Raw genomic sequence first — 23,097 nt, forward strand, 5'->3', positions numbered from 1 at the left:
TGTTGACAAGCGTTTGCCTAAACTTTGCCACGGGCGACCCGAATAGATATGCTCGCCGCATGACCGACACCGACGAGGCCGCCATCGACGGCGGGGATCCGCCCGGTCGCGCCGCGACGATCACCGACGTCGCACGCCTCGCCGGCGTCGCCGCTTCCACTGTTTCGCGCGCGCTCAGCAATCCGACGCGGGTGAACGCGGTCACCCGGCAGCGGATCGAGCAGGCCGCGGCCGAGCTCGCGTACGTGCCGAGTTCGCAGGCGCGATCCCTGGCATCCGGACGAACCGGCACCGTCGCTCTGCTGGTGCCCGACATCGCCAACCCGTTCTACTTCGATCTGATCCGCGGCTCGCAGCGCCAGCTGCGCGCCGCCGGCTACACCCAGCTGCTCGTCGACACCGAGGAGTCCCAGGAGGTCGAGGCCGACACGCTCGAGATCATGCGCAAGTCCGCGGACGGGGTGATCCTCGCGGCGTCCCGTCTCGACGAATCCCAGCTCGTCGTCGCCGCCGCCCGCCAGCCGCTCGTCACCGTCAACCGCGACCTCCCCGACGTGCCCAGTGTGCTCATCGACACCCCGACCGGCGTCCGCCAGGCCCTGACCCACCTGCACTCGCTCGGTCATCGGCGGATCGCGTACGTGGCCGGCCCCGCCGGCTCCTGGTCGAGCGCCCGACGCTGGGAGGCGCTGCAGGATGCCGCGGCAGAGCTCGAGGTCGACCTGACGTTCCTCGGTCCTTGGGCTCCGCACGCGGCCGCCGGCGCGACTGCCGCCGACAGCGTCGCGTCCCGTGACGTGACCGCGTGCATCGTGTTCAACGATCTGCTCGCGATCGGGATGCTGAAGCGTCTGGCGCAGCGCGGCATCCGCGTCCCCGACGACCTGTCGATCGTCGGCACGGACGACATCTTCGGATCGGATTTCTGCCACCCGCCGCTGACGACCGTCTCGGCCCCCATCGAGGAAGCCGGCCGGGTCGCCGTGACGATGCTGCTGAGCCGCCTGTCGCAGAACGGCACTCCGCGCTTGCGGACGGTCTTGCCCACCTACCTGCGGACGCGCGAGAGCAGCGGTCCTGCGCCGACGAACGAGAAGGATGATCTGTGAGACTCGACCCCTCCCCCGATCGGCTCCTGCCGGCGGACCCGTCGACGAGGGCGATCGCCCGCACGCTGTACGAGATCGTGCGCGCGGCGCCGATCCTGTCGCCGCACGGGCATGTCGAGGCGTCACTGCTGCGCGACGACCTGGCGTTCACCGACCCGGCGGATCTGCTCATCGTTCCCGACCACTACGTGCTGCGACTGCTGCACGCGCACGGCATCGGTCTAGATGATCTGGGCCGCGGCCCGAAGGCGGTCGCACCGCGGGAGATCTGGCGCCTCTTCGCGGCGCACTGGCACGTGTTCGCCGGCACGCCGGTGCGGGCATGGTTCGAAGACACGCTGCATTCCGTGATCGGGCTGGACGAGCATCCGTCGGCCGCGAACGCGGATCAGCAGTTCGATCAGATCACCGCCTGGATCGCGGATGCCACGTCCCGCCCCCGCGCGCTGTTCGACCGGTTCGGCATCGAGGTGCTGGCCACGACGGACGACCCGACGGCGCCCCTGGATGCGCATGCGGCACTGCGGGACGACCCGACGTTCGCGGGGCGCGTGCTGCCGACGTTCCGGCCCGATCGGTTCTTCGACCCCTCTGCTGCGGGTTGGCCCGCAGCCCTCGACGAGCTTCATGCCGCCAGCGGCATGGACACCGGAACGGCGTCTGGCCTCATCGCCGCGCTCGAGAACAGGCGCGCGCACTTCCGCTCGCTGGGTGCGACGGCGACCGACACCGGGGTCGTCGACGCTTGGGCGACCCGCCTCCCCGCGGCCGATCTCGAGCGCATCCATCGCGCGGGTCTCGCGGGGTCCGCGACGGCGGACGACGCGACGGCCTACCGTCGGCACATGCTGTGGGAGATGGCGCGGATGTCGAGCGAGGACGGCCTCGTCATGCAGTTGCATCCCGGAGTGCTGCGGGGGCATCACCGCCCGACCCTCGAACGGTTCGGTCCGGACACGGGGCACGACCTGCCGCTGCTGACGAGCTACACCGAGCCACTGCGCGAGCTGTTGGGCGACTTCGGCACGAACGACACGTTCCGGATGGTGCTGTTCACGGTCGATGAGACCTCGTTCACGCGGGAGATCGCGCCGCTCGCGGGGTTCTACCCTTCGGTCTTCGCCGGAGCACCATGGTGGTTCCTGGACAGCCCCGACGGCATCCGTCGGTTCCGCGAGGGCGTCACCGACTCGGCCGGCTTCTACAAGACCAGCGGGTTCATCGACGACACGCGCGCCTACCTGTCGATCCCGGCTCGGCACGACGTCTCGCGCCGCATGGATGCCGGGTGGCTGGCGACCCTCGTCGTCACCGGCCGACTCGCTGAGGAAGAGGCTCACACGATCGCACGCGACCTCGTCGACGGCATCCCCCGGGGCGTGTTCAGGCTCTGACCGTCAACGCGCCTGGCCGGCCTCGTCGATGTCCGGGTTCATGCGGGTCTTCAGCACAGCGCCCCTCCGCACGTCGGACATGCCGTCCGAGGATGTCCTGTTTGATGCGGGTCCGCCGCGGCCGCACCCGCGCGAACCCGGACATGCCTGTACCGTCAGCGCGCGTGGCGGGCGATCTTCGCGAACATGTCCTCCAGGAGGAACCGCACGTCGATGCTCTCGACGACGAAGACCTCGCGCGTCAGATCGGCCAGCTTGTAGTGTCCGTCGACTGTGAACCGCACGCGCCGCTGACGGCGCATCGAAGCGCAGCCTGGTTCGAGCATGAGCGCGATCGCCGGAGAGTCGCCGAGTGAGCGCGACTCGATGGCCGTGCGGTGGTGCACGCTGTTGAAGTCGACGACCTGCTGCGCGAGGTAGCGACCGAGTTCGCCGTGCGGCTCGACTCTCGCCTCGAGCTCCGCGTAGGAGACGTTGACCTGGCGGTAGATGTTCGACGGCACCTGCCAGACGCTGATGGCGGAGTCGAGCACGACGTTCGCCGAGGCGATGTCGTTGCGAAGGTTGAACTCCGGCCACGACCCGGTCGAGACGATGCCGCCGTACGGCGGGCCGCCGATCCAGATCACCGTGGTGTCCGTCTCGGCGATATCGGGCGCGAGCAGCAGCGCCGAGGCCATGTCCGTCAGCGGTCCGAGGAACGCGATGTACAGCGGGCCGGCGTCGGTGCGCCGAGCCTCCTCGATGATGAGCCGCGCGCCGGGGCTGTCGACGGGCGTGCGCTCATCCGGCAGGGCGTGCGGCGCGCCGTCGGCGGTCGGCACCTCACGGCCGGGGTCGAGCAGGCGCAGCAGCAGGTCGAGCTCCTCCCGCGATTCCGCGAGCGACTCCGTCGTGCGATGCGTCCCGAAATGCGCAGGGATGATGCCGCGGATGTCCAGTGTCGGCGACAGCAGCGCGTGCACGAGAGCGAACTGGTCGTCCGCCTCGTTCTTCACATCGGAGTCGATGATGACGCGGCGGGTTCGGCGATCGTCGTTGATCAATTCGTCTCTCTCGGTTCAACCGGCTCGTTCGGCGAGCAGGCGTGCGGTCGCGGTGGCCATGTGGACGGCCATGGCGGATGCCGCGGCATCCCCGTCTCCGGCTTTCACACCGGCCAGCACGGCCTCGTGCTCGGCCGTGGCGCGCTCGGCGTGCGCGCGGTCGTGCACCGCGCGGTCGGCGTAGACCTGCAGCAGCGAGCGGATCACATGCAGATGGTCGGTGAGCGTCGCGTTCCCCGCGGCCTCGGCGAGCGCATGGTGGAAGTCCAGGTCGGCCTTCGCGAACGCCGCGAGGTCATCGATCGTGGCGTGCATCCGCGTGACGTCCTTCTCGAGGCGTGCGAGGATCGCGGCATCCGCTCTGGCGGCCGCCAGACGGGCGACGAAGATCTCCAGCCCTTCGCGCAGCTCGAGCAGCTGCGCCGTGTTGCGCTCACCGATCAGCAGGCCCCAGCGGAGGGTCTGCGGCAGCAGCTCGCTGGCCGCGCCGCGCAGGTACGTGCCGGAGCCCGGTCGCACGTCGACGATGCCGAGGATCTCGAGAGCGGCGAGCGCCTCGCGCACGGCAGAGCGCCCGACCCCGAGCGTCGTCGCGAGCTGCCGCTCCGGGGGCAGGCGCGTCCCCGACGCGATCGATCCGCCCGTGAACAGATCGAGCAGACGGCGGGCGACCTCGGATACCGGCGTCCCGGACGGAAGAGCGCCGAGTGCTGCGGCGATGTCGTCGACGGGGTCTCCGGGAAAGGCGGGCATGGCAGTAACCTACCGGGCAGGCGCGCGATTCGGCATCATTTGGTCAACCGGTTATGTGCGCAATGGAGGAGAACACCGATGACGACCCCTCTCGTGGATGCCGGCATCCTCGCCCCGGATGCCGCACTCGAACGCGTGCACACCGGGTCGATCTGGGCTGAAGGACCGTTGTGGGTGCCCGACCGGGCTCGCCTGCGGTGGAGCGATATCCCGAACGACTGCATCCGCGAGTACGACCCGGCCACCGGCGAGTCGTCCGTGTACGCGCAGGGTGTCGAGTTCACGAACGGACGGGCACTCGATCGCGACGGCAGCGTCGTGCAGTGCTCGCACGGACACCGCCGCGTCGAGCGCGACAGGGACGGCGCAGTCGAGAGCATCGTCGACTCGTGGAGCGGCGTGCGCCTGAACTCCCCCAACGACGTCGTCGTCGACGCGGTCGGCGCGATCTGGTTCACCGATCCCGCGTACGGCATCACGCAACCGCGCGAGGGGCACCCCGGCGTCCGCGAGTACGGCGACCACTTCGTCTTCCGTCACGATCCGGCGACCGGGCGCACGAGCGCAGTCATCACCGACGTCGAGCAGCCGAACGGACTCGCGTTCTCCCGCGACGGCTCGACGCTGTTCGTCGCGGACTCCTCCGACCTCCGCGACATCCGGGCGTACGACGTGCAGGACGGCACGCGCTGCAAGAACGGGCGTCTGTTCGCCGTGCTGGATGCCGAAGACGGCCACCCCGACGGCATCCGTGTGGATGAGCACGACAGGCTGTGGTCGTCCAGCGGAACCGGCGTGATCGTGTTCACCCCGGACGGCGCCCAGCTCGGACGGATCCCCGTGCCGGAGACCGTCGCGAACCTCTGCTTCGGCGGCGAGGACGGGACCGATCTCTACATCACCGCGACGACGAGCCTGTACCGGATCGCCACGCGCACCCGCGGCTGAGCGCCCTCCGGCCGGTCGAATTCCGAAGACGGCTTGCAATTGGTCAACCGGTTTGCCAAAATGGCTCGAGCAGCACACGCGCATCACCGTCGATTCCAGGAGTCATCGTGGACAACACCCAGACCGAGAGCTCGGTCGCGAAATCTGCCATCCGGAAGGTCTCCGTGCGGCTCGTGCCGTTCGTGGCATTGATGTTCTTCATCAACTACCTCGACCGCACCGCCATCGGATTCGCCGCACCCAACGGCATGAACGAAGACCTCGCGCTCAGCGCCGCCCAGTTCGGCTTCGCCTCCGGCGTCTTCTTCATCGGCTACATCATCCTCGAGGTGCCCTCGAACATCGCCCTGCACAAGTTCGGTGCCCGACGCTGGCTCGCCCGCATCATGGTGAGCTGGGGCATCGTCGCGCTGCTGTTCACGTGGGTGCAGAACTTCGAGCAGCTCGTCGTGCTGCGCTTCCTGCTCGGTGTCGCCGAGGCCGGATTCTTCCCCGGCGCGATCCTGTTCCTCAGCCTCTGGGTGCCCGCGCAGTACCGCGGTCGCATCCTCATGCTCTTCTACCTGGCACAGCCGCTGACCACCGTGATCGGCGCCCCGCTGGCCGGTGCCCTCATCCAGCAACACGGAATCTTCTTCGGCCTCGAGGGCTGGCGCTTCATGTTCATGGGCGTCGCCATCCCGGCCATCGTGGTCGGCATCATCGCCTGGTTCTACCTCAAGGACAAGCCGGCCGACGCGAAGTGGCTGACCTCCGCGGAACAGGTCTGGCTCACGGATGCTCTCGAGTCCGAGCGCAAGAAGACCGAGTCCACCGAGAAGCACGTCTCGGCCCGCTTCGCCTTCAGCAGCGGCCGGGTCTGGATGCTGTCCTTCATCTACTTCGGCTTCATCTACGGCCTCTACGCGCTGGCGTTCTTCCTGCCGACCATCATCGACGGCTTCCAGGAGCAGTCCGGCGTGACGTACGACGTCTTCCAGAAGGGTCTCATCACGGCGGTCCCGTACCTGCCGGCCGCGATCGTGATGTACTTCTGGTCGCGTGACGCCGGCAAGCGCGGGCTGAAGACCTGGCACATCGCCGCCCCCGCGATCGCCGGAGCCGTCTCGATCCCGCTCGCGCTGTTCGCCGGCTCCCCCGTCGCGACGATGGCCGTCATCACGATCACGGCGTGCGCGATCTTCGCCGCCCTGCCGAACTTCTGGACGCTGCCGACGCAGTTCCTCACGGGTGTGGCCGCCGCGGCCGGGGTCGCGCTCATCAACACGATCGGAAACCTCGCCGGCTTCAGCGCCCCGTACATCACGGGCGCCGTGCACGACTGGACCGGCGGATACGAGGTCCCGATGTTCATCGTCGGCGGATTCATGCTCGTCTCGGCGATCCTCATGATCGTGCTCGCCCGCAGCGGCCGCATCCGCACCGGCAGTGCAGCGGATGCCGCGCCCACCGCGCAGGAGACCACCCGATGACCCGTCTCTGGAACGATCCGTCGGACTTCGCCGACGAGATGATCGACGGCTTCGTCGCCGCGAACGCCCGCTCCGTGCGGCGCGTGACCGGCGGCGTGGTCCGCTCGACCGTCGTCCCGGACGGGCAGGTCGCCGTCGTGATCGGCGGCGGCTCCGGCCACTACCCCGCCTTCGGCGGCATGGTCGGCCAGGGACTCGCGCACGGCGCGGCGATGGGCAACCTGTTCGCCTCGCCGTCGGCGCAGCAGATCCACGCGGTCGCGAAGACCGCCGACCGGGGTGCCGGCGTGTTCTTCTCCTACGGCAACTACGCCGGAGACGTGCTGAACTTCGATTCGGCGCAGGAGCGCCTGCGCGCGGAGGGCATCGAGGCGTCGACGGTCGCAGTGACCGACGACATCTCGAGCGCGTCCGTCGCCGAGAAGCACAAGCGCCGCGGCATCGCCGGCGACCTGACCGTCTTCCGCTCCGCCGCGGCGGCCGCAGAGCGCGGCGACGACCTCGCCGCCGTGACCGCGATCGCCGCGAAGGCCAACGAGCGCACCCGGTCGTTCGGCGTCGCGTTCACCGGCTGCACGCTGCCCGGCGCACCGGAACCCCTGTTCACGGTGCCGGCCGGACGCATGGCGGTGGGTCTCGGCATCCACGGCGAGCAGGGGATCGACGAGACCGGCATCCCGACCGCAGACGAGCTGGCCGCGCTGCTGGTCGAACGGCTTCTCGCCGAGGTCCCCGACGGCATCGAGGTCGCGGGCGCTCGGGTCGTCCCGATCCTCAACGGCCTCGGCTCGCTCAAGTACGAGGAGATGTTCGTCGTCTACCGACGCATCGCCCAGCTGCTCGCCGATGCCGGGATCGAGATCGTCGACCCGCACGTCGGCGAGTACTGCACGTCGTTCGACATGGCGGGCACGTCGCTCACGCTGTTCTGGCTGGACGACGAGCTCGAGCAGCTCTGGGACACGCCGGTCGACGCCCCGGCGTACCGCCGCGGATCCGTCGTCGCCGCAGCCCGGTCCGACGAGGTCGACGTCGCGTCGATCGAGGACGTCATCGTTCCCGGTGACGCCGAGTCGCAGGAGGTCGCGCAGGTCGTGCGCGCCGCCCTGCAGACGATCGTCGACACGATCGACGAGCACGCAGATGAACTGGGTCGGATCGACGCGATCGCCGGCGACGGCGACCACGGCATCGGCATGCGGCGAGGGTCGCATGCCGCTCTCGCCGCCGGCATCCACGCGGTCGAGGCCGGTGCAGGCGCCAGGACGACGCTCGCCCGTGCCGCCGACGCCTGGTCCGACAAGGCCGGCGGAACCTCCGGCGTGCTGTGGGGTGTGATCCTCAACGCGGTCGCCGCTCGCCTGGGCGACGCCGGACGACCGGACGCGCAGGCCGTGGCATCCGGCATCGCCGACGGCGCGCGGGGCGTGCAGAACCACGGCAAGGCCGAGGTCGGCGACAAGACCATGGTCGACGCCCTCGTGCCGTTCTCGAGCGAACTGACCACGACCGTCGACGGCGGCGGCTCTCTGACGAACGCGTGGACGACCGCGGCGGACGCCGCGACGCGCGCCGCCGTGGCCACGGCTGATCTGCTCCCCCGCATGGGGCGAGCACGCAGCCACGGCGAGCACGCCATCGGCACCCCGGACCCAGGCGCGGTCTCGCTCGCGCTGATCGCCACCGCCATCGGCGAAACGCTCGCCACAGGAAAGGACACCGCATCATGACCGAACCGCTCCGTATCGTCATCGGCTGCGACGACGCCGGCTTCGACTACAAGGAGATCCTGAAGAAGGACCTCGAGAGCAACCCCGGCGTCGCGTCGGTCGTCGACGTGGGCGTGGACGCCGATGGGCACACCGCGTACCCGCGCGTCGCGATCGAGGCCGCCGAGCGCGTCGCGCGCGGCGAGGCCGACCGCGCCCTGCTGATCTGCGGCACGGGCCTCGGCGTCGCGATCGCGGCGAACAAGGTCGCCGGCATCCGTGCCGTCACGGCGCACGACTCGTTCTCGGTCGAGCGCGGCGTGCTGTCGAACAACGCGCAGGTGCTCTGCATGGGCCAGCGCGTCGTCGGGATCGAGCTCGCGCGCCGCAACGTGCGCGAGTGGCTGACCTACCGGTTCGATGAGACGAGCGCGTCGGCCGAGAAGGTCGCCGTCATCGACGAGTACGAGACCACCGGAAGCTGCTGATGTCGAAGAAGGTCGTCGGGGTGAGCCTGAAGATGTACTTCGGGCATGAACGCGCGCACACCTGGTTCGACCAGGTGTGCGAGCGCGTCCGCGGACACGAGGGCGTCGCCTCCGGCGCCGTCGAGTTCTTCATCACCCCGACGTTCCTGCAAATCGGTCCTGCCGTCGGCGCGTTCGCCGGCACTCCGGTGCGCATCGGCGGTCAGGACGTGGCAGCCGAAGCATCCGGAGCCTTCACGGGCGAGGTCTCGGCATCCGAGCTGGCCGAGATCGGCGCGAGCATTGCCGAGATCGGCCATGCCGAGCGTCGGCGGCTGTTCGGCGAGACGGACCAGGTCGTCGCCGCCAAGACGCGGCAGGCTCTGGATGCCGGGCTCACTCCTCTGCTCTGCATCGGCGAGACCGAGCAGCAGGACCCGCAGGATGCCGCGGTGGTCGCAGCCCGTCAGCTCGCGGCGTCCCTCGCCGGCGCACCGGCGGGCGCCGTGATCGTCGCGTACGAACCGGTCTGGGCGATCGGCGCACCGGAGCCCGCCGGTCACGATCACATCCGCGTCGTCGCCGCAGGTCTCCGGGCCGCGCTCGACGTCGATCCGATGCGCGCCGGATCCACGGTGATCTACGGCGGTGCGGCCGGCCCCGGTCTGCTGACCGCGCTCGGCGATGCCGTCGACGGCGTGTTCCTCGGTCGCTTCGCCCACGCCCCCGACGCGTTGATGAGCGTGCTCGACGAGGCGGTGAGCGCGCGATGATCGGCCTCGGCACCTACGCCTACTTCTGGCAGCACTCCGACCGCGTCGACGAGCCGCTCAGCCTCATCGGCGCGCTCGAGGACACCCGCGCGCAGGACGTCGACCTGTTCCAGATCTGCGACTACGCCCCGTTGGAGCACATGTCCGACGCCGAGCTGCAGGGCGCCGCCCGCGCGGCCCGCGAGCTCGGCATCCGGATCGAACTGGGCACCAAGGGGATCGTCCCCGAGCATCTGACGCGCTTCCTCCGGATCGCGGACGTCTTCGATGCGCAGTTGATCCGCAGCATGATCTTCGGGCCCGACTCCCGGCCGAGTCTCGCCGAGGCCCAGGTGTGGTTGCGCAGCAGCATCCGCGACTTCGAAGCCGCAGGGGTGACGCTCGCACTGGAGACGTACGAGCAGGTGCCGACCGCCGACCTCGTGGGCGTCATCGAGCGCGTCGGCAGCGCGCATCTGGGCATCTGCCTCGACCCGGCGAACGTCGTCGCGCAGCTGGAGAACCCGAAGGCGTGCGTCGAGCAGACCGCGGCCCTCACCAAGAACGTGCACGTCAAGGACTTCGCTTTCGCGCGACAGCCCGGCTGGGTGGGCTTCACCTATTCCGGCACCGCGATGGGCGCAGGGCTCCACGATTACGCCCACCTGCTCGCGACCGTGCGGCCGCGCGAACGAGGCATCAACGAGATCGTCGAGCACTGGCTGCCGTGGCAGGACGACCCGGAGACCACCATCCGAACCGAGCGGGAATGGACCCGCATCACCCTGGAACACCTGAGGAGCACATCATGACCGACACCTACAAGATCGCCGTCATCGGAGCGGGCGGGAAGATGGGCATGCGCGTGTCCAACAACCTCGTGAAGACCGATCACACCGTCTGGTACGTCGAGAACTCGCCGGCCGGGCAGCAGCGCACGATCGAGGCCGGGCGCGAGCTGACCGAGGCGTCCGTCGCGGTCGCCGACGCCGACATCGTCGTCCTCGCCGTCCCGGACCTGGCGCTCGGCCCCGTCACGGCCGACCTGGTCCCCCAGCTCCGCGCCGGTGCGATCGTGCTGACGCTCGACCCCGCCGCCGCCTACGCGGGTCTGCTCACCACGCGTGACGACGTCATCCAGGCCGTCGCGCACCCGTGCCACCCTTCGATCTTCCTGCAGCGCGAGACGCCGGAGCAGTGGGCGGACACGTTCGGCGGCATCGCCGCCCCGCAGGACGCCATCGCTGCGGTCGAGAGCGACGACCCGGCGAAGAAGGCGATCGTCGAGGAGACCGTCCGCGCCATCTACGCTCCGGTCATCGACGTGCACTGGGTCACGATCAAGCAGCTCGCCCAGCTCGAGCCGACCCTCGTCGAGACGGTCGCCTGCATGATCGGCGACCTCCTCAACGAGGCTCTTCAGGAGACCGTGAACACCATGGGTGTCCCGGAGGCGGCGGCTCGCAGCATTCTGTACGGGCACACGCAGGTGGCGCTCGCGAACGGTCTGCGCGGCGACAACCCGTTCTCGGACGCGTGCCTGATCGCGATGGATTACGGCCGAGAGAGCATCATCAAGGACGACTGGAAGAAGATCTTCCGCGATGACGAGCTCGACCGCAACCTCGCCCGCATGCTGCACCTCGACCACATCGAGCGCTGACATGGGACAGCTCGAGGGCAAGACGGCCCTGGTCACGGGCGCGGCGCTGGGGATCGGCCTGGCCGTCGCCACGCGTTTCGTCCGTGAGGGCGCGCGCGTGATCCTCGCGGATCGCAACGGCGAAGGTGCGGCCGCGGCCGCGTCGGCGCTGGGGACGAACGCGCGCGCCGTGACGATGGACATCTCGGATGAGGATGCCGTCGCGGCCGGCTTCGCTGCGGTCGAGGCCGACGGCTGGGCTCCGGACGTCGTCGTCGCGAATGCCGGTGTGCAGCTCTTCGGGCAGGATGCTCCGGCCGCCGACCTGGACCTCGATGTGTGGCGCAAGACGGTCGACATCAATCTGACCGGGACGTTCCTGACCGTCAAGCATGCGGTCCGGTCGATGCTGCCGCGCGGCGGCGGGTCGATCATCCTGACGGGCAGCCCGACCGGTGTGAACGGAGAGGGCAAGGACTTCACCGCGTACAGCGCGACGAAGGCCGGCATCCACGGTCTCGGGCGCACGGTCGCGGCGGCGTACGCCGACCGCGGCATCCGGGTGAACACCGTCCAGCCCGCCTACACCGAGACACCCCTGGTCGCGGCGATCAGCGAGGACCCGGAGTCGCGGGCCGCGATCGTCAGCCGCATCCCGATCGGACGCGCAGGCACGCCGGACGACGTCGCCGGCATCATGGTGTACCTCGCCAGCGACGACGGCGCCTTCGCGACGGGCGCGGTATTCCAGGTCGACGGCGGCATGACGTCGCTGTGATCTGAGGCACCTGCACTCCCGTACGATGGCGTGAAAACGTATGCCGCCGAGGGGGTGCAGGTGTCGAAGACGACCCGGCGGGTCCACCCGAACATCAACGCCGTCGCGCGCGAGGCCGGCGTCTCGGTCGGGACGGTCTCGAACGCGCTGAACAATCCGGAGCGCCTGGCCGAGGACACGCTGCAGCGCGTGCAGGCCGCGATCGAGCGGATCGGCTACATCCGAAGCTCGGCCGGCCGCACGCTGATCCGCAACCGTTCGGACAGCCTGGGGCTGATCACGCCCGACCTCGTCAACGAGCTGTTCGTGCGGATCGCGCGGGGCGCTCAGGCGACGGCATCCGCGCAGGGGCAGCGCCTCGTGATGGCCAACAGCCTGTTCAACGCGCACGACCTCGCCGCCGGCTATGCCCAGCATGACCTGCAGGACTCGTATCTCGAGTACTTCGCCGAAGCGCGGACCGACGGCGTGCTGGTCGCGTCCATGCGCGACCCCACGGCGGGGATCGCGCGCATCCGCAGTCACGTGCGCCCGATCGTCGTGATCAACTACGACGTTCCGGATGCCGACTGGTGCACCGTCCTCATGGACAACGAGCAGGTCGGCCGCTCCGCCATCGAGCATGTCGCGGCCCTCGGCATCCGTCGTGCGTACTTCGTCTCGATCCCTGATCTCGTCCAGCCCGTCATCGAGCGTCGGCGCGGAGCCCACGCGGGGGCGGCTGCGTGCGGCGTCGAGCTGATCGACGTCACCTCGAGCGGCCTGGATTCCGCATCAGGCGAGGCCGCCGCGGCGGCGCTCCCCCTGCACGCAGGTCAGCAGCGCGTCGCGATCCTCGCGCTGGCGGACGATCTCGCAGCGGGCGTCCTGAAGCATCTGCGCGGGCACACCGAACTGCGGGTTCCCGACGATGTCGCCGTGCTCGGCCTCGACGGAGACCACCACGACAACGGGCTCGACTGGATCACTCTGACATCGATCGAGTTGCCCGGCAGGGAGATGGGCGCCGAGGCGATCCGGCTCCTGAACGCCGAGGCCGAGCCCGACCACGTGCACGAACGGGTCGTGCTGCCTGTGCCGCTCACACTGCGGCAGAGCACGCTCGGCGGCTGAGCAGGATCAGCGGGCTTCGCGCAGCCCCACCCTCACGAGGTGCTCGTTGACGAACCGGCCGGTCGGGTCGAGCCGTTCGAAGACCGCACGGGCGTCGGCGAGACGCGGGACGACCCGCTCGATCTGAGCGCGTTCCATCAGGTGCCGCTTGCCCCAGTGCGGACGCGCGTGGAACGGCGCGAGCGCCGGCTCGATGAGCGTCAGCGCCTCGGTGACCTCGTCCGGGTGGTTCTCCCACGTGAAGTGGATGATGAACGCGTCCCGCTGGTACGCGCCGCTGAGCCACAGGTCGTCGGACGCCGCGGTGCGCAGCTCCGTCCAGATCAGGTGCTCGGCGTAGGGACCGACGACGTCGCGGACGGCGCGCAACGCGGCCGCCGCGTCGGCGCGATCGATGAAGTACTCGGTCTGGATCTCGTCGCCGCGGGACGGCTCGGCATCAGCGCGGAAGTGCGGCAGGCGCTCGTACCAAGGGCCGGCGGCGCCGATCACCGTGACGTTGTCGCCGAGTCCGAGGGGCTCGAGCGTCGCGGACAGCCGACCGCCGAGCAGCTCCTCCGGGGCGGTCGCCTCGGCATCCATCGCCCGGCGTTTGACCCACACCCAGCCGAGGTCCTCGCCCCAGCGGGTGAAGACGGAGACGCTGTCGCCGGCGGAGGTGACGGCGTCGATGTCGCCGAGGAGCGTTTCCCAGGTGACGCCGGCATAGAGGTCCTGGCGCACCAGGTACGTCGGCTGGATGTCGAGGGTGAGCTCGGTCAGGATGCCGAAGGCACCGACGCCGACGACGAGGGCCTCGAAGTCCGCATCGCCGCGGCTGACCTCGTGCACCTCGCCCGCGGCATCCAGGAACCGGATCCCCGCGACAGCGCTGGAGAGCACGCCGTTGCCGTCGCCGGAGCCGTGCGTTCCTGTCGACGTGGCGCCGCCCACGCTGATGTGCGGCAGCGAGCCGGTGTTGTGCAGCGCCCAGCCGGCTTCGTGCAGCTGGGCCGCGAGGACGCCATAGCGAGTGCCGGCGGTGACGCGCACCGTACGGGCTGCTTCGTCGATCGTGATCGGGCGGTCGAACCCGGCCATCTCGATGAGAGTGCCCGCGGTGTCGGGAAGGTCGGTGAATGAGTGCCGCGTGCCGAGGGCGTGCACAGGACCGTCACCGGCCAGCGCGGCGCGCAGTTCGTCCTCGTCGGCGACGACGATGTGCCGTGGTGCCCGGTAGTCGTACGTCCCCGCCCAATTGCCTGCCATGCCGGCCCTTCCTCGGTGTTTCTCGTGTGACGCGTGTTTCCTCGCCTGAGACTATCGGGCAATTGGTCAACCGGTTATGGTTGTGACGTGGTTTCGACGACGAGGTCCTGGTGGCGGACGAGTGCTGTGACGTGGAGTGCGCACGGCTGGAGCATCGAGGTGCGCGGTGACGAGCTCGCCGAGATCCGATACGGCGGGAGGATGCTGCTGCGTGCGGTCCGCGCGGCGGTGCGCGACCGCGGCTGGTTGACGGTTCCGGTGACGGTGCTGTCGGTGGCTTCGGACGCGTCCTCGCTGACGATGCACCTGCAGCACGACGGCCTGGGAGCACGTCTCGATTCGACGCTGCAGGTCGCCGCTCAGGCGGATGCGCTGCGCATCGAATGGGACGCCGTGAACACGGACGCCTTCGAGACCAACCGGACGGGGCTCGTCGTGCTGCACCCCGCGACGGACGCGGGGCGGCCGGCGGTTGTCGTGCATCCGGATGGGTCGTCGGAGGGCGTCGCCTTCCCGACGGCCATCAGCCCGCATCAGCCGATCGTCGGCATCCGCGAGCTGCGCGTGGACGACGATTTCGCGCTGGAGTTCGCCGGTGACGTCTTCGAGATGGAGGACCAGCGCAACTGGACGGACGCGTCGTTCAAGACGTACAGCCGCCCGCTGGAGCTGCCCTTTCCGTACCCGCTGGATGCCGGGGAGCGCGTACGGCAGTCGATCAAGATCCGGGCGCTCGACGGGAGTCGTACGCCGTCGATCGCCGACGATGCCATTTCCCTGGTCGTCGGCGGGGACGTGCCGTCGGTGGGCGTCGAAGCCTCGACTGCCCCCGATCCCGTGCCGGTGTCGGATGCCGGGAGCTTCCGCGTCGTCGAGCTGAACCTTGCGACGCCGAATTGGAGGGCGGCGCTCGAGCGCGCCGCGGGGGACGGCGTGCCGCTGGACGTGCGGATCGTGACCGACGGTTCGGCGCCCGTCCTGGCCGAGGCCGCTCGAGAAGTGGCCCGTCACATCGATGGCGCCGGCGTGCGCAGCGTCACGGCTTTCGACGCGACCGAGCATGTCAGCGACTCCCGCGTCGCCTCCGGGCTGCGCGCGGCGATGGCGGCATCCGGGTTGTCCGTTCCCGTTCTGGCCGGCGCGCGTTCGCACTTCACCGAGCTGAACCGCGAGCAGGCGCGCATCGCGCGGGACGTGGACGGGATCGTCGTGAACACGACTCCCCTGTTCCACACGCTCGACACCGAGCAGCTCGTGGAGGCGCTCGCGATGCAGCGGCTGATCGCCGAGCAGGCTGCGTCGATCGCGGATGGCCTGCCGGTGCACATCGGTCCGGTGTCACTGCGTCCGCGCTTCAACAACGTGGCGACCACGCCGGAGCCTGCGCCGACGCAGACGGATCTGTCCGAGGGGTACGGCGCCGAGTTCACCGGTGCCGTCGACGCGCGTCAGATCGCGCCGGAGCTGGGCGCCTGGGTGATCGCCAGCGCCGCGGCGTTCGCTGTTCCCGGCGTCGCGTCGGTGTCGTGGTTCGAGACGTGGGGTCCGCGGGGCCTTTTCTCGGCGGACGGCCGCACGTCCGCCGCGGATGCCGTCGACGCGCTCGTGTCCCTGGCCGGCGGAACGCTGCTTTCGGGCATGACCGCGGATGGGCTGGTCTGGGCTATCGGGTCGAGGACGGATGCCGGCGACACCGCGCTCGTCGCGAACACGGGCCGTGAGGAGCGGCGCGTGACGGTCGAAGGCATCGGCGGGGTCCGGGTCGGAGCCGGAGCGTGGGCGCGGGTCGCGTGAGGCCGTAGGCTCGGCGGATGCGCCACCTGATTCGCCTGACCGACTGGACGGAAGCCGACATCGAGGCGGTGTTCGCGCTGGCTCGGCGCTACCGGTCCGGCGAAGGCGCCCGACACGACGGCGCCGTGGCGATGTTCTTCCCGCCGACCAGCATTCGTACGCGCGCGTCGTTCGAGCGCGGCGCGGCACTGACGGGTCTTCAGCCGATCGTGTTCCCGTCGGAAACGCTCGACAAGCCGGAGGCGCTGGAGGACGTGGCCGGATATCTCGCGCAGTTCGTGGATGCGCTGGTGATCCGGCATCCGGATATCACTGTGCTCGAGCGTCTCGCCGCCGCGGACGCTTTGCCGATCGTCAACGCGATGACGGATGAGAACCATCCATGCGAGATTCTGTCGGATCTGTTCACGCTGTCGCTCTCCGCTGATGTGCGGGCTCTGCGCTACGTGTTCGTCGGCGCGGACGGCAACATCGGTCGCGCCTGGCGGGAGGCTGCGCAGGTGCTCTCGCTCGACTTCATGCAGTCCTGCCCGGCGGAGTTGGGGATGACGGATGTGCCGTCGACAGACGATCTCGAGGCCGCCGTCTCCCGCGCGGATGTGATTCTCACGGACGGGCCCGGGGCGCATGCCGAGGCCCTGTCGGGCTATCGGATCACCGCGGACCTGCTGGCGAAGGCACCCGCGGGCGTGCGGCTGACCCCGTGTCCGCCCTTCCTTCGCGGCCGCGAAGTCAGCGTCGACGCGATGGCAAGCGATGCCTTCGTCGGATACGGATTCAAGAGCGCATTGATCCCGGTGCAGCAGGCAATCCTCGCGCACTGCATCACCTCGGCGGCCTGATGCACCGAACCCGTCTCCGCGTACGCTTGGCTTACGAATTCTGCCGCGCGAGGGGGCGTTGACTGTTGGCCGATGAGCGCAGAACCGATGTCCGTCGGAAGTATGCGAGCCTCGGCGTCGGTGAGTTGACCGCTGCGGTCGTCTTCGGGTTCATCGGCGTGAATCTCGCGACGAGAGCCCCGGGCGACGCGCTGAGCCTCTGGTCTGGCCTTCTGCCGTTGCTGGTGATCCTCGTGCAGGTGGGCGTTTACTGGCTACTGGCACGTGGATGGGCGGGCCGAGGATCGATGCCGACGGGGATCGCTGGGGTCTACCGTCTGTTCCGAATCATCGATCCAGTTCTCCTGGCGGCGGGTCTCGCGGGCGTCATGATGTGGTCAACAGGCGGTTTCGGACTCGTGCCGGCAGTGACGGCCTGGCTCTTCGGAGTCGTGGAATACGTGAACTACTTCGTCGTCCGCTTGTCCTACCCGATCCTCCACTGGTCGACCCTCATCGGTCGGTGGAGCACGCCCCGCCTGGTGCGGGACCTGCGGACACGCGCCGAAACAGCATCGAAATCGAGCTGACGGCGAACCACCCGCCGGGGGGACGGGGGCATCCTCGAGTCGGCCCGGCGCTTCAGAAAGGTGGGGGTGGTTCTGGGGTGGTGTGTCCGGTGGGGGTGGTGAGTTGGATGGTGTCGTTGGGGCGGGATCGGTAGCGGGTTCGGGTGCGGTGGCGGTGGGTGTGGTGGTGGGGGCAGAGGGGTGCGAGGGAGTCGGTGTTGGTTCTGCCGCCGGCGGCCCAGGGGCGGCGGTGGTCGATGTCGGCGTCGGCGGCGAGGTGTTCGCAGCCGTCGCAGGAGCAGGTGCGGTGTTTCAGGATGAGCCAGGCGCGTTGGGCTGTGGTGGGCCGGTAGGTGCGGCGGTCCATGTCCAGGATCACCCCTTTGATGGGGTCGGTGATGACGCGGTGGAACGCGGTGGTGTCGGTGAAGATCTGCGCCGCGGTGACCGGGTCGATGCTGTCGCCGCCGACGATCTCGGCCTGCTCGGCGTCGAGGACGTTCTGGACGGCGGGGTCGATCTTGTTCCCGTCACGGGTGGCGGTGAGTAGTTGGACGGGGATCGTGACGAACACTTTCGTCTTCACCGCCGTATCGGTGCCGGCCCCGCGCAGCCAGGCGCTGGACAGGTCCGCACGGATCTGGTCACGGGTGCGGCCCTCCCGGGCGTCCTTGGACAGGTGCTTCGCGGTGGAGGTCGCGCGTCGGAACGCGGCCCGCGCCTCGTGGGAGGGCACCAGCGCGTGGTACCAGGACATGCCCCCGTCGATGTCTTCGACCCACACGGTCCGGTCCCGCATCGCCCGGGCATGGCCCGCTTCGGGCGAGAGGGGACGCAGCCGGTCGGTGAGGTGCTTGAGCCGCCGGTTGAACGTCGCCGGCGAACACGATTGGGACCAGTCCGTGCACGCGGTGTCGATCTCGGCGGATGCGGCCCGCTCGGCTGCCCGCTCTTCCGGTGTCGCATCGCCGGGCGCGGCGACCAGGCCGAGGGCGTGCACGGCCCGACCCACCAGGTACATGGACGCGAACCCGGTCACCGCCCGCTCCCACAACCCCGGCAGGTGCGCCTGGGCGCGTTCGGCGAGGAACACCTGCCCCCGCACATGCTCCTCGGTCATCGCCATCCGCAACGCGAGATCCATCACAGCGGCCCGCTCGGCGTACTCGACCGCACGGGCATCCTCGATCCCATCCACATACAGTTCCGGATGCCGACGGGCATGCCGGATCACCCGCAGCATCCGGGCCGCCTGCAACGCCGCCTGCCGATTCGCATCCACCTGGGAGCACTCAGCATCCGCGAGCAGCAGACCGATCTCCTCCGCCGGCCCGAGAACCGGGAGAGAAGAGCCGTGCGCTGCTGCATCCATGATCCCAGTTTAGTATCTATGTTCGAAACCGGCAAGGGTGAACCACCCGCGAGTTCCCGCCAACGATCCACAGTGATGAATGCGTTTCGACTCCTCGCTGCGCTCGTCGCTCAACGAGCGAGAGGGGCGCCGACGAAAGAGACCGAGACACACTTGACTTAGAGCGCACTCGAACTTCTACTCTGCTGACATGGCCTCAGAGGAGACAGCACTCACCATCGCGCAGATGAGCACAGCCACCGGGGTGTCAGCGCACACCCTGCGCTACTACGAGCGGGCCGGGCTGATCCATGCGGTCGCGCGGACCGCGGGAAATCGTCGCCGCTACTCCGATGCGGATATCGAGTGGGTGCGGTTCCTGCTGCGACTTCGGGAAACGGGTATGCCGATCGCGCAAATGCGCGAGTACGCAGAGCTCCGAGGGCGAGGGCCGACCTCGATCGAACAGCGACTGGACCTGCTCGAAGAGCACCGCAAGAGCCTGCGCGAACAGATCGCACGTCTCCGCGAGCACGACCGTGCACTGGCCAGGAAGATCGCCACCTACGAAGACGCGATCACCACAAGATCGAAAGGAACCGCACGATGACCGACACGACACAACGAGAGCAGCGGTTCACCCGAGGCAAAGACATCCTCGATGCCGTCGACGGCACCGCAGGAGCGAAGGTCATCGATGCGCTCGTGGACGTGTCGCCGGAGCTCGCCCATCAGATCGTGGCGTGGGGATTCGGCGAGATCTACTCCCGTCCCGGCCTCGAGCCGCGCGACAGGCAGCTCGTCACGCTCGGGATGCTGACGGCGCTCGGTGGTGCCGAGCCGCAACTCGAGGTCCACATCAACGCATCGCTCAATGTCGGGCTGACACCACAGCAGATCGTCGAGGCGCTCCTGCACTCGGCCGTGTACTGCGGCTTCCCGCGGGCGCTGAACGCGACATTGACCGCGAAGAAGGTCTTCGCCGAGCGCGGACTGCTCCCTGTGCACTGAATCCGCGGCGGGCGTGGCCGGATCACCGGCACCGGTATGGCGACGATACCTCGGCGTTCGCGTCCACCTTCCTCAGCGGAAGGGCGAAGGACGTCAGCTGCCGTCCCTGGTGTCGCTGAGCAGCGAGTGGCGGAGTCGGATATCGCTGAAGACGGCATCGCACCGGTCGCCCAAGGGCGCCTGACTGAGGAAGCCCACAAAGATCCGCTGTCCGGCCGGAATGCTGAGATGGAACAGCCGCACGAAGTTCCACCGCTCGCCGTCCGTCGAGGAGTGGAAGGCCCAGGCGTCGTCACCGAGGAAGGCGAGGCGCAGATGAATGCCGGCATCGGCGACGAGCTGCGAGTTGACATCGTCGGAGTAGGTGTTCGTCACGACACTGACGACCATCGGCTCGCCGTCCGGGGAGTTCTCGAAGCACAGCTTCGCCCAGTGGTCCTTGTCCGACCAGATGGACAGCGCACCGGCATCGAAGGTCGTGCGGTCACCGATGACGGATACGTTGGCCGAGAGCGTGAACGGCCCGGATGGAGCCACGAACGCCAGGCTGGCCGCCTGATGCTGCTGCTCTCCTCCGGTCGCGTCATTGGTCCAATCGACTCCGGCCGCGCTCCGCATGGTGAGCGTCTGGGTCGTCTGGTCGACCGATGCTTCGCCCTCGACGGGGACCCATGACAGCGGCGGCAGGGCATCGATGGCGAGATGGGGATGTGTCATGGCTCCTATTCTCTCTTCATCCGCGAGGTGGTGCAGCAGTGCGGGTACGTCCTCCTCTGCTTCGCGCGCTCCGGTACGCTGAATCCGCGACTGGCGTGGCCGGATCACCGGCGGGGAGCGCAGCATCGGCATCGTCCGCCTGGGTGCCCATCGATTCGACGAGATGGGTCACGCATGCGCTATGGGATGAATCCGCACCAGGCGGCCGAGGTGATCAGCGGGGGACCGCGGATCGTGAACGGCGAACCGTCGATGATCAACTATCTCGATGCCCTGAACGCGTTCGCGCTCGCCCATGAGGCCGATCAGTGCACCGGGCGCCCGGCCGCGGCCTCCTTCAAGCACGTCTCCCCCGCAGGGGCCGCCGTCGCCGGCGAGATCGATTCGACGGCCGCTGGCACGTGGAACGTCCCCGCCTCAGCATCCGACTCCCTGCTCTCCGCGTACGTGCGCGCTCGGGATGCCGACCCGAAATCATCCTTCGGGATGTCGTGGCATTGTCGCGTGCGGTCGATCTCGAGACGGCGGAGTTCCTGAGCACGGTGATCTGCGACGCGCTCATCGCTCCCGGTTTCGACCCAGGCGCCGCCGATCTCCTCAGCCGGAAGCGCTCCGGTCGCTTCCTCATCTTCGAGGCGGACCCGTCGGCGCCGATGCCGACACGCGAGCGTCGTGACGCCCTCGGGGTCGCTCTCGAGCAGGACCGCGACACGGCGGATCTCTCCGGCGTCCTTCCGTCCGGACTCAGCCCGACGATTCGCACCGATGCCCTGCTCGGCATGGTCACCGCGCGCTACACCCAGTCGAACTCGGTCGTACTGGTCAGGAACGGCTCGGCGCTCGGCATCGGCGCCGGACAGCAGAACCGGGTCGACTGCGTGCGTCTGGCCGGGACGAAGGCTCGGATCTGGTGGCTGCGTCGGCACGAAATCGTCACCGGACTGCCGATGGTCGAAGGAATGAAGCGCCAGGACCGCCTCAACTGGCAGATCCGCTTCGCGGGGCACGAGATGACCCGCGGTCAGCTCGCCGACTTCAAGGACCTGTTCGGTGCGGATGCTGCGGCCGCGTACGACGACCCCTCCTGGCGGGATGCCTGGGTGCACGAACTGCGCGAGGTCACGCTCGTTTCCGACGGATTCCTCCCATTCCGCGACAACATCGACCACGCGGCCGAGTTCGGCGTGGGCACAGTCGTCGAGCCGGGCGGATCGGCCAGGACGCCCGAGGTCGCGGCCGCCGCGCACGAGTACGGCATGACCCACGTCCAGACCGGGCTGCGACTCTTCCACCACTGACGTCGCCGAAGCCGCCGACACCACGAGGGGCCGCCCCGCAGGACGGCCCCTCATCCTCTCCGGTCCCCCGACCGATCACTCCAACGCGAAGAGCGTGTAGCTCTCGGCGTTCTCGGCGTTGATGACGATGCAGTCGATCGACTGCTTCTCGTCCTCGCCCGTCTCCCCCGTCTGCACGAAGCTGTCGGCCTGCTGCACCGCGAGCTGCGAGATCAGCACGGCCGGCTGCAGGCCCGTGGCCAGCAGCGTTCCGGCCTTGATCGCCTCGACGGCGTCGGGGCTGCCGTCGAACCCGGCGATGACGACCTTGCCCGTGAGGCCGGCGGCCTCGACGGCGGCCACGGCGCCGAGCGCCATCGTGTCGTTGCCCGCGATGATGCCCTGGATGTCAGGGTCGCGCTGCAGCAGCGTCTCGATCTTCGTGAAAGCCTCGTCCTGGCTCCAGTTCGCCGTCTCCTTGGCGACCGAGACGAGGTTCGGGTACTGCGAGATGACGCTCGCATAAGCCTCCGAACGCACACCGGCGTTCGTGTCGGATTCCTTGCCCGTCAGCTCGATGTACTTGCCGCCGTCCGGAAGAGCAGCGACCCACTCCTCGGCGACCGCCGCAGCCCCCTGCGCGTTGTTCGCGACGATCTGCGCCGCGGCGACGCCCGTCTCGTTGATCTCGCGGTCGATGAGGAACACCGGGATGCCGGCATCCTTGGCCTTCTGCACCGGACCGATCGACGCGTCGGCGCCGGCGTTGTCGAGGACGATCGCGACGGCATCCTTGCTGATGGCCGCGTCGATCAGCTCGCTCTGCTTGTTCGGATCGTCGTCGTGCGAGGCGACGGACGTCTCGTAGCCGAGCTTCTCGGCCTCGGCCGCTGCGGCATCCGCTTCGGCCTTGAAGAACGGGTTGTCGTGCGATGGCGTGATGATCGCGATCAGGCCGCCGGCATCGCCGGCGCCGTCGCCACCGTCGCCCGAACCCGATCCGGCGTCGTCGGCGGCCGGGCTGCACGCCGCGAGCCCGAAGACGAGGGTGAGTGCCGCTGCTGCGGCGAGGATACTGCGTCGCATGATTCTCCTTCGATCGTGCTGTGGTGCTGCTGACGTCGCA

General features: G+C 69.1%; 22 protein-coding genes and 1 pseudogene. 17 read left to right on the forward strand and 6 right to left on the reverse strand.

Going from position 1 to position 23,097, the window contains the following annotated elements; all coding sequences use genetic code 11:
- The first annotated feature begins 59 nt into the window (after positions 1-59).
- The gene (locus ACI7YT_RS15740; RefSeq protein WP_406246774.1) at positions 60-1,109 is read left to right on the forward strand and encodes a LacI family DNA-binding transcriptional regulator; all 1,050 of its coding nucleotides are present in this window, start codon (positions 60-62) and stop codon (positions 1,107-1,109) included.
- Positions 1,106-2,503, forward strand: a complete 1,398-nt coding sequence (gene uxaC / locus ACI7YT_RS15745) for a glucuronate isomerase (protein ID WP_406246776.1) — start codon at positions 1,106-1,108, stop codon at positions 2,501-2,503. The genes ACI7YT_RS15740 and uxaC overlap by 4 nt, the downstream gene beginning before the upstream one ends.
- Before the next feature lie 155 nt (positions 2,504-2,658).
- Here uxaC and ACI7YT_RS15750 read toward each other — a convergent pair whose 3' ends face one another.
- Positions 2,659-3,549 carry a nucleoside hydrolase gene (locus ACI7YT_RS15750; protein ID WP_406246777.1) on the reverse strand — a complete coding sequence of 297 codons (891 nt, stop codon included), beginning with the start codon at positions 3,547-3,549 and terminating at the stop codon, positions 2,659-2,661.
- A gap of 15 nt (positions 3,550-3,564) precedes the next feature.
- A complete protein-coding gene (locus tag ACI7YT_RS15755; protein ID WP_406246779.1) occupies positions 3,565-4,302 on the reverse strand; it encodes a FadR/GntR family transcriptional regulator in 738 nt (245 codons plus the stop codon).
- A gap of 78 nt (positions 4,303-4,380) precedes the next feature.
- On the opposite strand from ACI7YT_RS15755, the gene ACI7YT_RS15760 reads away from it, so the two are divergent.
- From ACI7YT_RS15760 to ACI7YT_RS15800, 9 genes are all read left to right on the forward strand, one after another.
- The gene (locus tag ACI7YT_RS15760) at positions 4,381-5,250 is read left to right on the forward strand and encodes an SMP-30/gluconolactonase/LRE family protein (protein WP_406246780.1); all 870 of its coding nucleotides are present in this window, start codon (positions 4,381-4,383) and stop codon (positions 5,248-5,250) included.
- 107 nt (positions 5,251-5,357) lie between these two features.
- Positions 5,358-6,722 carry an MFS transporter gene (locus ACI7YT_RS15765; protein WP_406246782.1) on the forward strand — a complete coding sequence of 455 codons (1,365 nt, stop codon included), beginning with the start codon at positions 5,358-5,360 and terminating at the stop codon, positions 6,720-6,722.
- Positions 6,719-8,452 (forward strand): dihydroxyacetone kinase family protein, encoded by a 1,734-nt coding sequence (locus ACI7YT_RS15770; protein WP_406246783.1) that lies wholly within the window; start codon positions 6,719-6,721, stop codon positions 8,450-8,452. The genes ACI7YT_RS15765 and ACI7YT_RS15770 overlap by 4 nt, the downstream gene beginning before the upstream one ends.
- Complete coding sequence (locus ACI7YT_RS15775) at positions 8,449-8,919, forward strand: ribose-5-phosphate isomerase (RefSeq protein WP_406246784.1); 471 nt, start codon at positions 8,449-8,451, stop codon at positions 8,917-8,919. Before ACI7YT_RS15770 ends, ACI7YT_RS15775 begins: the two co-directional genes overlap by 4 nt.
- A complete protein-coding gene (locus ACI7YT_RS15780; protein WP_406246786.1) occupies positions 8,919-9,671 on the forward strand; it encodes a triose-phosphate isomerase family protein in 753 nt (250 codons plus the stop codon). The genes ACI7YT_RS15775 and ACI7YT_RS15780 overlap by 1 nt, the downstream gene beginning before the upstream one ends.
- Positions 9,668-10,462: a sugar phosphate isomerase/epimerase family protein gene (locus tag ACI7YT_RS15785; RefSeq protein ID WP_406246788.1), complete on the forward strand. Its 795-nt coding sequence runs from the start codon at positions 9,668-9,670 to the stop codon at positions 10,460-10,462. Before ACI7YT_RS15780 ends, ACI7YT_RS15785 begins: the two co-directional genes overlap by 4 nt.
- Positions 10,459-11,313 carry a phosphogluconate dehydrogenase C-terminal domain-containing protein gene (locus ACI7YT_RS15790; protein ID WP_406246790.1) on the forward strand — a complete coding sequence of 285 codons (855 nt, stop codon included), beginning with the start codon at positions 10,459-10,461 and terminating at the stop codon, positions 11,311-11,313. The genes ACI7YT_RS15785 and ACI7YT_RS15790 overlap by 4 nt, the downstream gene beginning before the upstream one ends.
- Before the next feature lies 1 nt (position 11,314).
- A complete protein-coding gene (locus ACI7YT_RS15795; RefSeq protein WP_406246791.1) occupies positions 11,315-12,070 on the forward strand; it encodes an SDR family NAD(P)-dependent oxidoreductase in 756 nt (251 codons plus the stop codon).
- A 60-nt stretch (positions 12,071-12,130) separates the two neighbouring features.
- Positions 12,131-13,183 carry a LacI family DNA-binding transcriptional regulator gene (locus ACI7YT_RS15800; RefSeq protein ID WP_406246793.1) on the forward strand — a complete coding sequence of 351 codons (1,053 nt, stop codon included), beginning with the start codon at positions 12,131-12,133 and terminating at the stop codon, positions 13,181-13,183.
- A 6-nt stretch (positions 13,184-13,189) separates the two neighbouring features.
- Here the strand turns inward: ACI7YT_RS15800 and ACI7YT_RS15805 are convergent, their stop codons facing one another.
- Positions 13,190-14,431 (reverse strand): FAD-binding protein, encoded by a 1,242-nt coding sequence (locus tag ACI7YT_RS15805; protein ID WP_406246795.1) that lies wholly within the window; start codon positions 14,429-14,431, stop codon positions 13,190-13,192.
- An 87-nt stretch (positions 14,432-14,518) separates the two neighbouring features.
- Here ACI7YT_RS15805 and ACI7YT_RS15810 point away from each other — a divergent pair, with 87 nt between their 5' ends.
- The 3 genes from ACI7YT_RS15810 to ACI7YT_RS15820 all read left to right on the forward strand — a co-directional run bounded on the left by ACI7YT_RS15810 (position 14,519) and on the right by ACI7YT_RS15820 (position 17,636).
- Positions 14,519-16,225, forward strand: a complete 1,707-nt coding sequence (locus ACI7YT_RS15810) for a hypothetical protein (RefSeq protein ID WP_406246797.1) — start codon at positions 14,519-14,521, stop codon at positions 16,223-16,225.
- 17 nt (positions 16,226-16,242) lie between these two features.
- On the forward strand, positions 16,243-17,067 hold the full coding sequence (locus tag ACI7YT_RS15815; protein ID WP_406246799.1) for an ornithine carbamoyltransferase: 825 nt from the start codon (positions 16,243-16,245) through the stop codon (positions 17,065-17,067).
- Positions 17,068-17,132: 65 nt separating this feature from the next.
- Positions 17,133-17,636, forward strand: coding sequence for a hypothetical protein (locus ACI7YT_RS15820; RefSeq protein ID WP_406246801.1), 504 nt, complete (start codon positions 17,133-17,135; stop codon positions 17,634-17,636).
- A 52-nt stretch (positions 17,637-17,688) separates the two neighbouring features.
- Here the strand turns inward: ACI7YT_RS15820 and ACI7YT_RS15825 are convergent, their stop codons facing one another.
- Positions 17,689-18,987 (reverse strand): HNH endonuclease signature motif containing protein, encoded by a 1,299-nt coding sequence (locus tag ACI7YT_RS15825; protein ID WP_406246803.1) that lies wholly within the window; start codon positions 18,985-18,987, stop codon positions 17,689-17,691.
- A 190-nt stretch (positions 18,988-19,177) separates the two neighbouring features.
- Between ACI7YT_RS15825 and ACI7YT_RS15830 the strand changes: the two genes are divergently transcribed.
- Both ACI7YT_RS15830 and ACI7YT_RS15835 read left to right on the forward strand, forming a co-directional pair.
- Positions 19,178-19,576 (forward strand): MerR family transcriptional regulator, encoded by a 399-nt coding sequence (locus ACI7YT_RS15830; protein WP_406246805.1) that lies wholly within the window; start codon positions 19,178-19,180, stop codon positions 19,574-19,576.
- Positions 19,573-19,977 (forward strand): carboxymuconolactone decarboxylase family protein, encoded by a 405-nt coding sequence (locus ACI7YT_RS15835; protein WP_406246806.1) that lies wholly within the window; start codon positions 19,573-19,575, stop codon positions 19,975-19,977. Before ACI7YT_RS15830 ends, ACI7YT_RS15835 begins: the two co-directional genes overlap by 4 nt.
- A 93-nt stretch (positions 19,978-20,070) precedes the next feature.
- Here ACI7YT_RS15835 and ACI7YT_RS15840 read toward each other — a convergent pair whose 3' ends face one another.
- Entirely contained in the window at positions 20,071-20,694 is a 624-nt protein-coding gene (locus tag ACI7YT_RS15840) for a DUF1349 domain-containing protein (RefSeq protein ID WP_406246808.1), read from the reverse strand.
- Positions 20,695-20,880: 186 nt separating this feature from the next.
- Here ACI7YT_RS15840 and ACI7YT_RS15845 point away from each other — a divergent pair.
- A pseudogene (locus ACI7YT_RS15845) lies at positions 20,881-21,992 on the forward strand (hypothetical protein).
- Between the two features lie 75 nt (positions 21,993-22,067).
- Here ACI7YT_RS15845 and ACI7YT_RS15850 read toward each other — a convergent pair.
- Entirely contained in the window at positions 22,068-23,057 is a 990-nt protein-coding gene (locus ACI7YT_RS15850) for a D-ribose ABC transporter substrate-binding protein (RefSeq protein ID WP_406246810.1), read from the reverse strand.
- Between the last annotated feature and the right edge of the window lie 40 nt (positions 23,058-23,097).

Source organism: Microbacterium sp. M (assembly GCF_045181065.1).
Lineage (GTDB): Bacteria > Actinomycetota > Actinomycetes > Actinomycetales > Microbacteriaceae > Microbacterium.

What these genes read in the sequence shown, in the direction of transcription:
- ACI7YT_RS15740 (WP_406246774.1), top strand. Translation starts at nt 60, where the DNA reads ATGACCGACACCGACGAGGCCGCCATCGACGGCGGGGATCCGCCCGGT.
- ACI7YT_RS15755 (WP_406246779.1), bottom strand. Translation starts at nt 4,302, where the DNA reads ATGCCCGCCTTTCCCGGAGACCCCGTCGACGACATCGCCGCAGCACTC.
- ACI7YT_RS15760 (WP_406246780.1), top strand. Translation starts at nt 4,381, where the DNA reads ATGACGACCCCTCTCGTGGATGCCGGCATCCTCGCCCCGGATGCCGCA.
- ACI7YT_RS15770 (WP_406246783.1), top strand. Translation starts at nt 6,719, where the DNA reads ATGACCCGTCTCTGGAACGATCCGTCGGACTTCGCCGACGAGATGATC.
- ACI7YT_RS15775 (WP_406246784.1), top strand. Translation starts at nt 8,449, where the DNA reads ATGACCGAACCGCTCCGTATCGTCATCGGCTGCGACGACGCCGGCTTC.
- ACI7YT_RS15780 (WP_406246786.1), top strand. Translation starts at nt 8,919, where the DNA reads ATGTCGAAGAAGGTCGTCGGGGTGAGCCTGAAGATGTACTTCGGGCAT.
- ACI7YT_RS15785 (WP_406246788.1), top strand. Translation starts at nt 9,668, where the DNA reads ATGATCGGCCTCGGCACCTACGCCTACTTCTGGCAGCACTCCGACCGC.
- ACI7YT_RS15790 (WP_406246790.1), top strand. Translation starts at nt 10,459, where the DNA reads ATGACCGACACCTACAAGATCGCCGTCATCGGAGCGGGCGGGAAGATG.
- ACI7YT_RS15795 (WP_406246791.1), top strand. Translation starts at nt 11,315, where the DNA reads ATGGGACAGCTCGAGGGCAAGACGGCCCTGGTCACGGGCGCGGCGCTG.
- ACI7YT_RS15805 (WP_406246795.1), bottom strand. Translation starts at nt 14,431, where the DNA reads ATGGCAGGCAATTGGGCGGGGACGTACGACTACCGGGCACCACGGCAC.
- ACI7YT_RS15815 (WP_406246799.1), top strand. Translation starts at nt 16,243, where the DNA reads ATGCGCCACCTGATTCGCCTGACCGACTGGACGGAAGCCGACATCGAG.
- ACI7YT_RS15825 (WP_406246803.1), bottom strand. Translation starts at nt 18,987, where the DNA reads ATGGATGCAGCAGCGCACGGCTCTTCTCTCCCGGTTCTCGGGCCGGCG.
- ACI7YT_RS15830 (WP_406246805.1), top strand. Translation starts at nt 19,178, where the DNA reads ATGGCCTCAGAGGAGACAGCACTCACCATCGCGCAGATGAGCACAGCC.
- ACI7YT_RS15835 (WP_406246806.1), top strand. Translation starts at nt 19,573, where the DNA reads ATGACCGACACGACACAACGAGAGCAGCGGTTCACCCGAGGCAAAGAC.
- ACI7YT_RS15840 (WP_406246808.1), bottom strand. Translation starts at nt 20,694, where the DNA reads ATGACACATCCCCATCTCGCCATCGATGCCCTGCCGCCGCTGTCATGG.
- ACI7YT_RS15850 (WP_406246810.1), bottom strand. Translation starts at nt 23,057, where the DNA reads ATGCGACGCAGTATCCTCGCCGCAGCAGCGGCACTCACCCTCGTCTTC.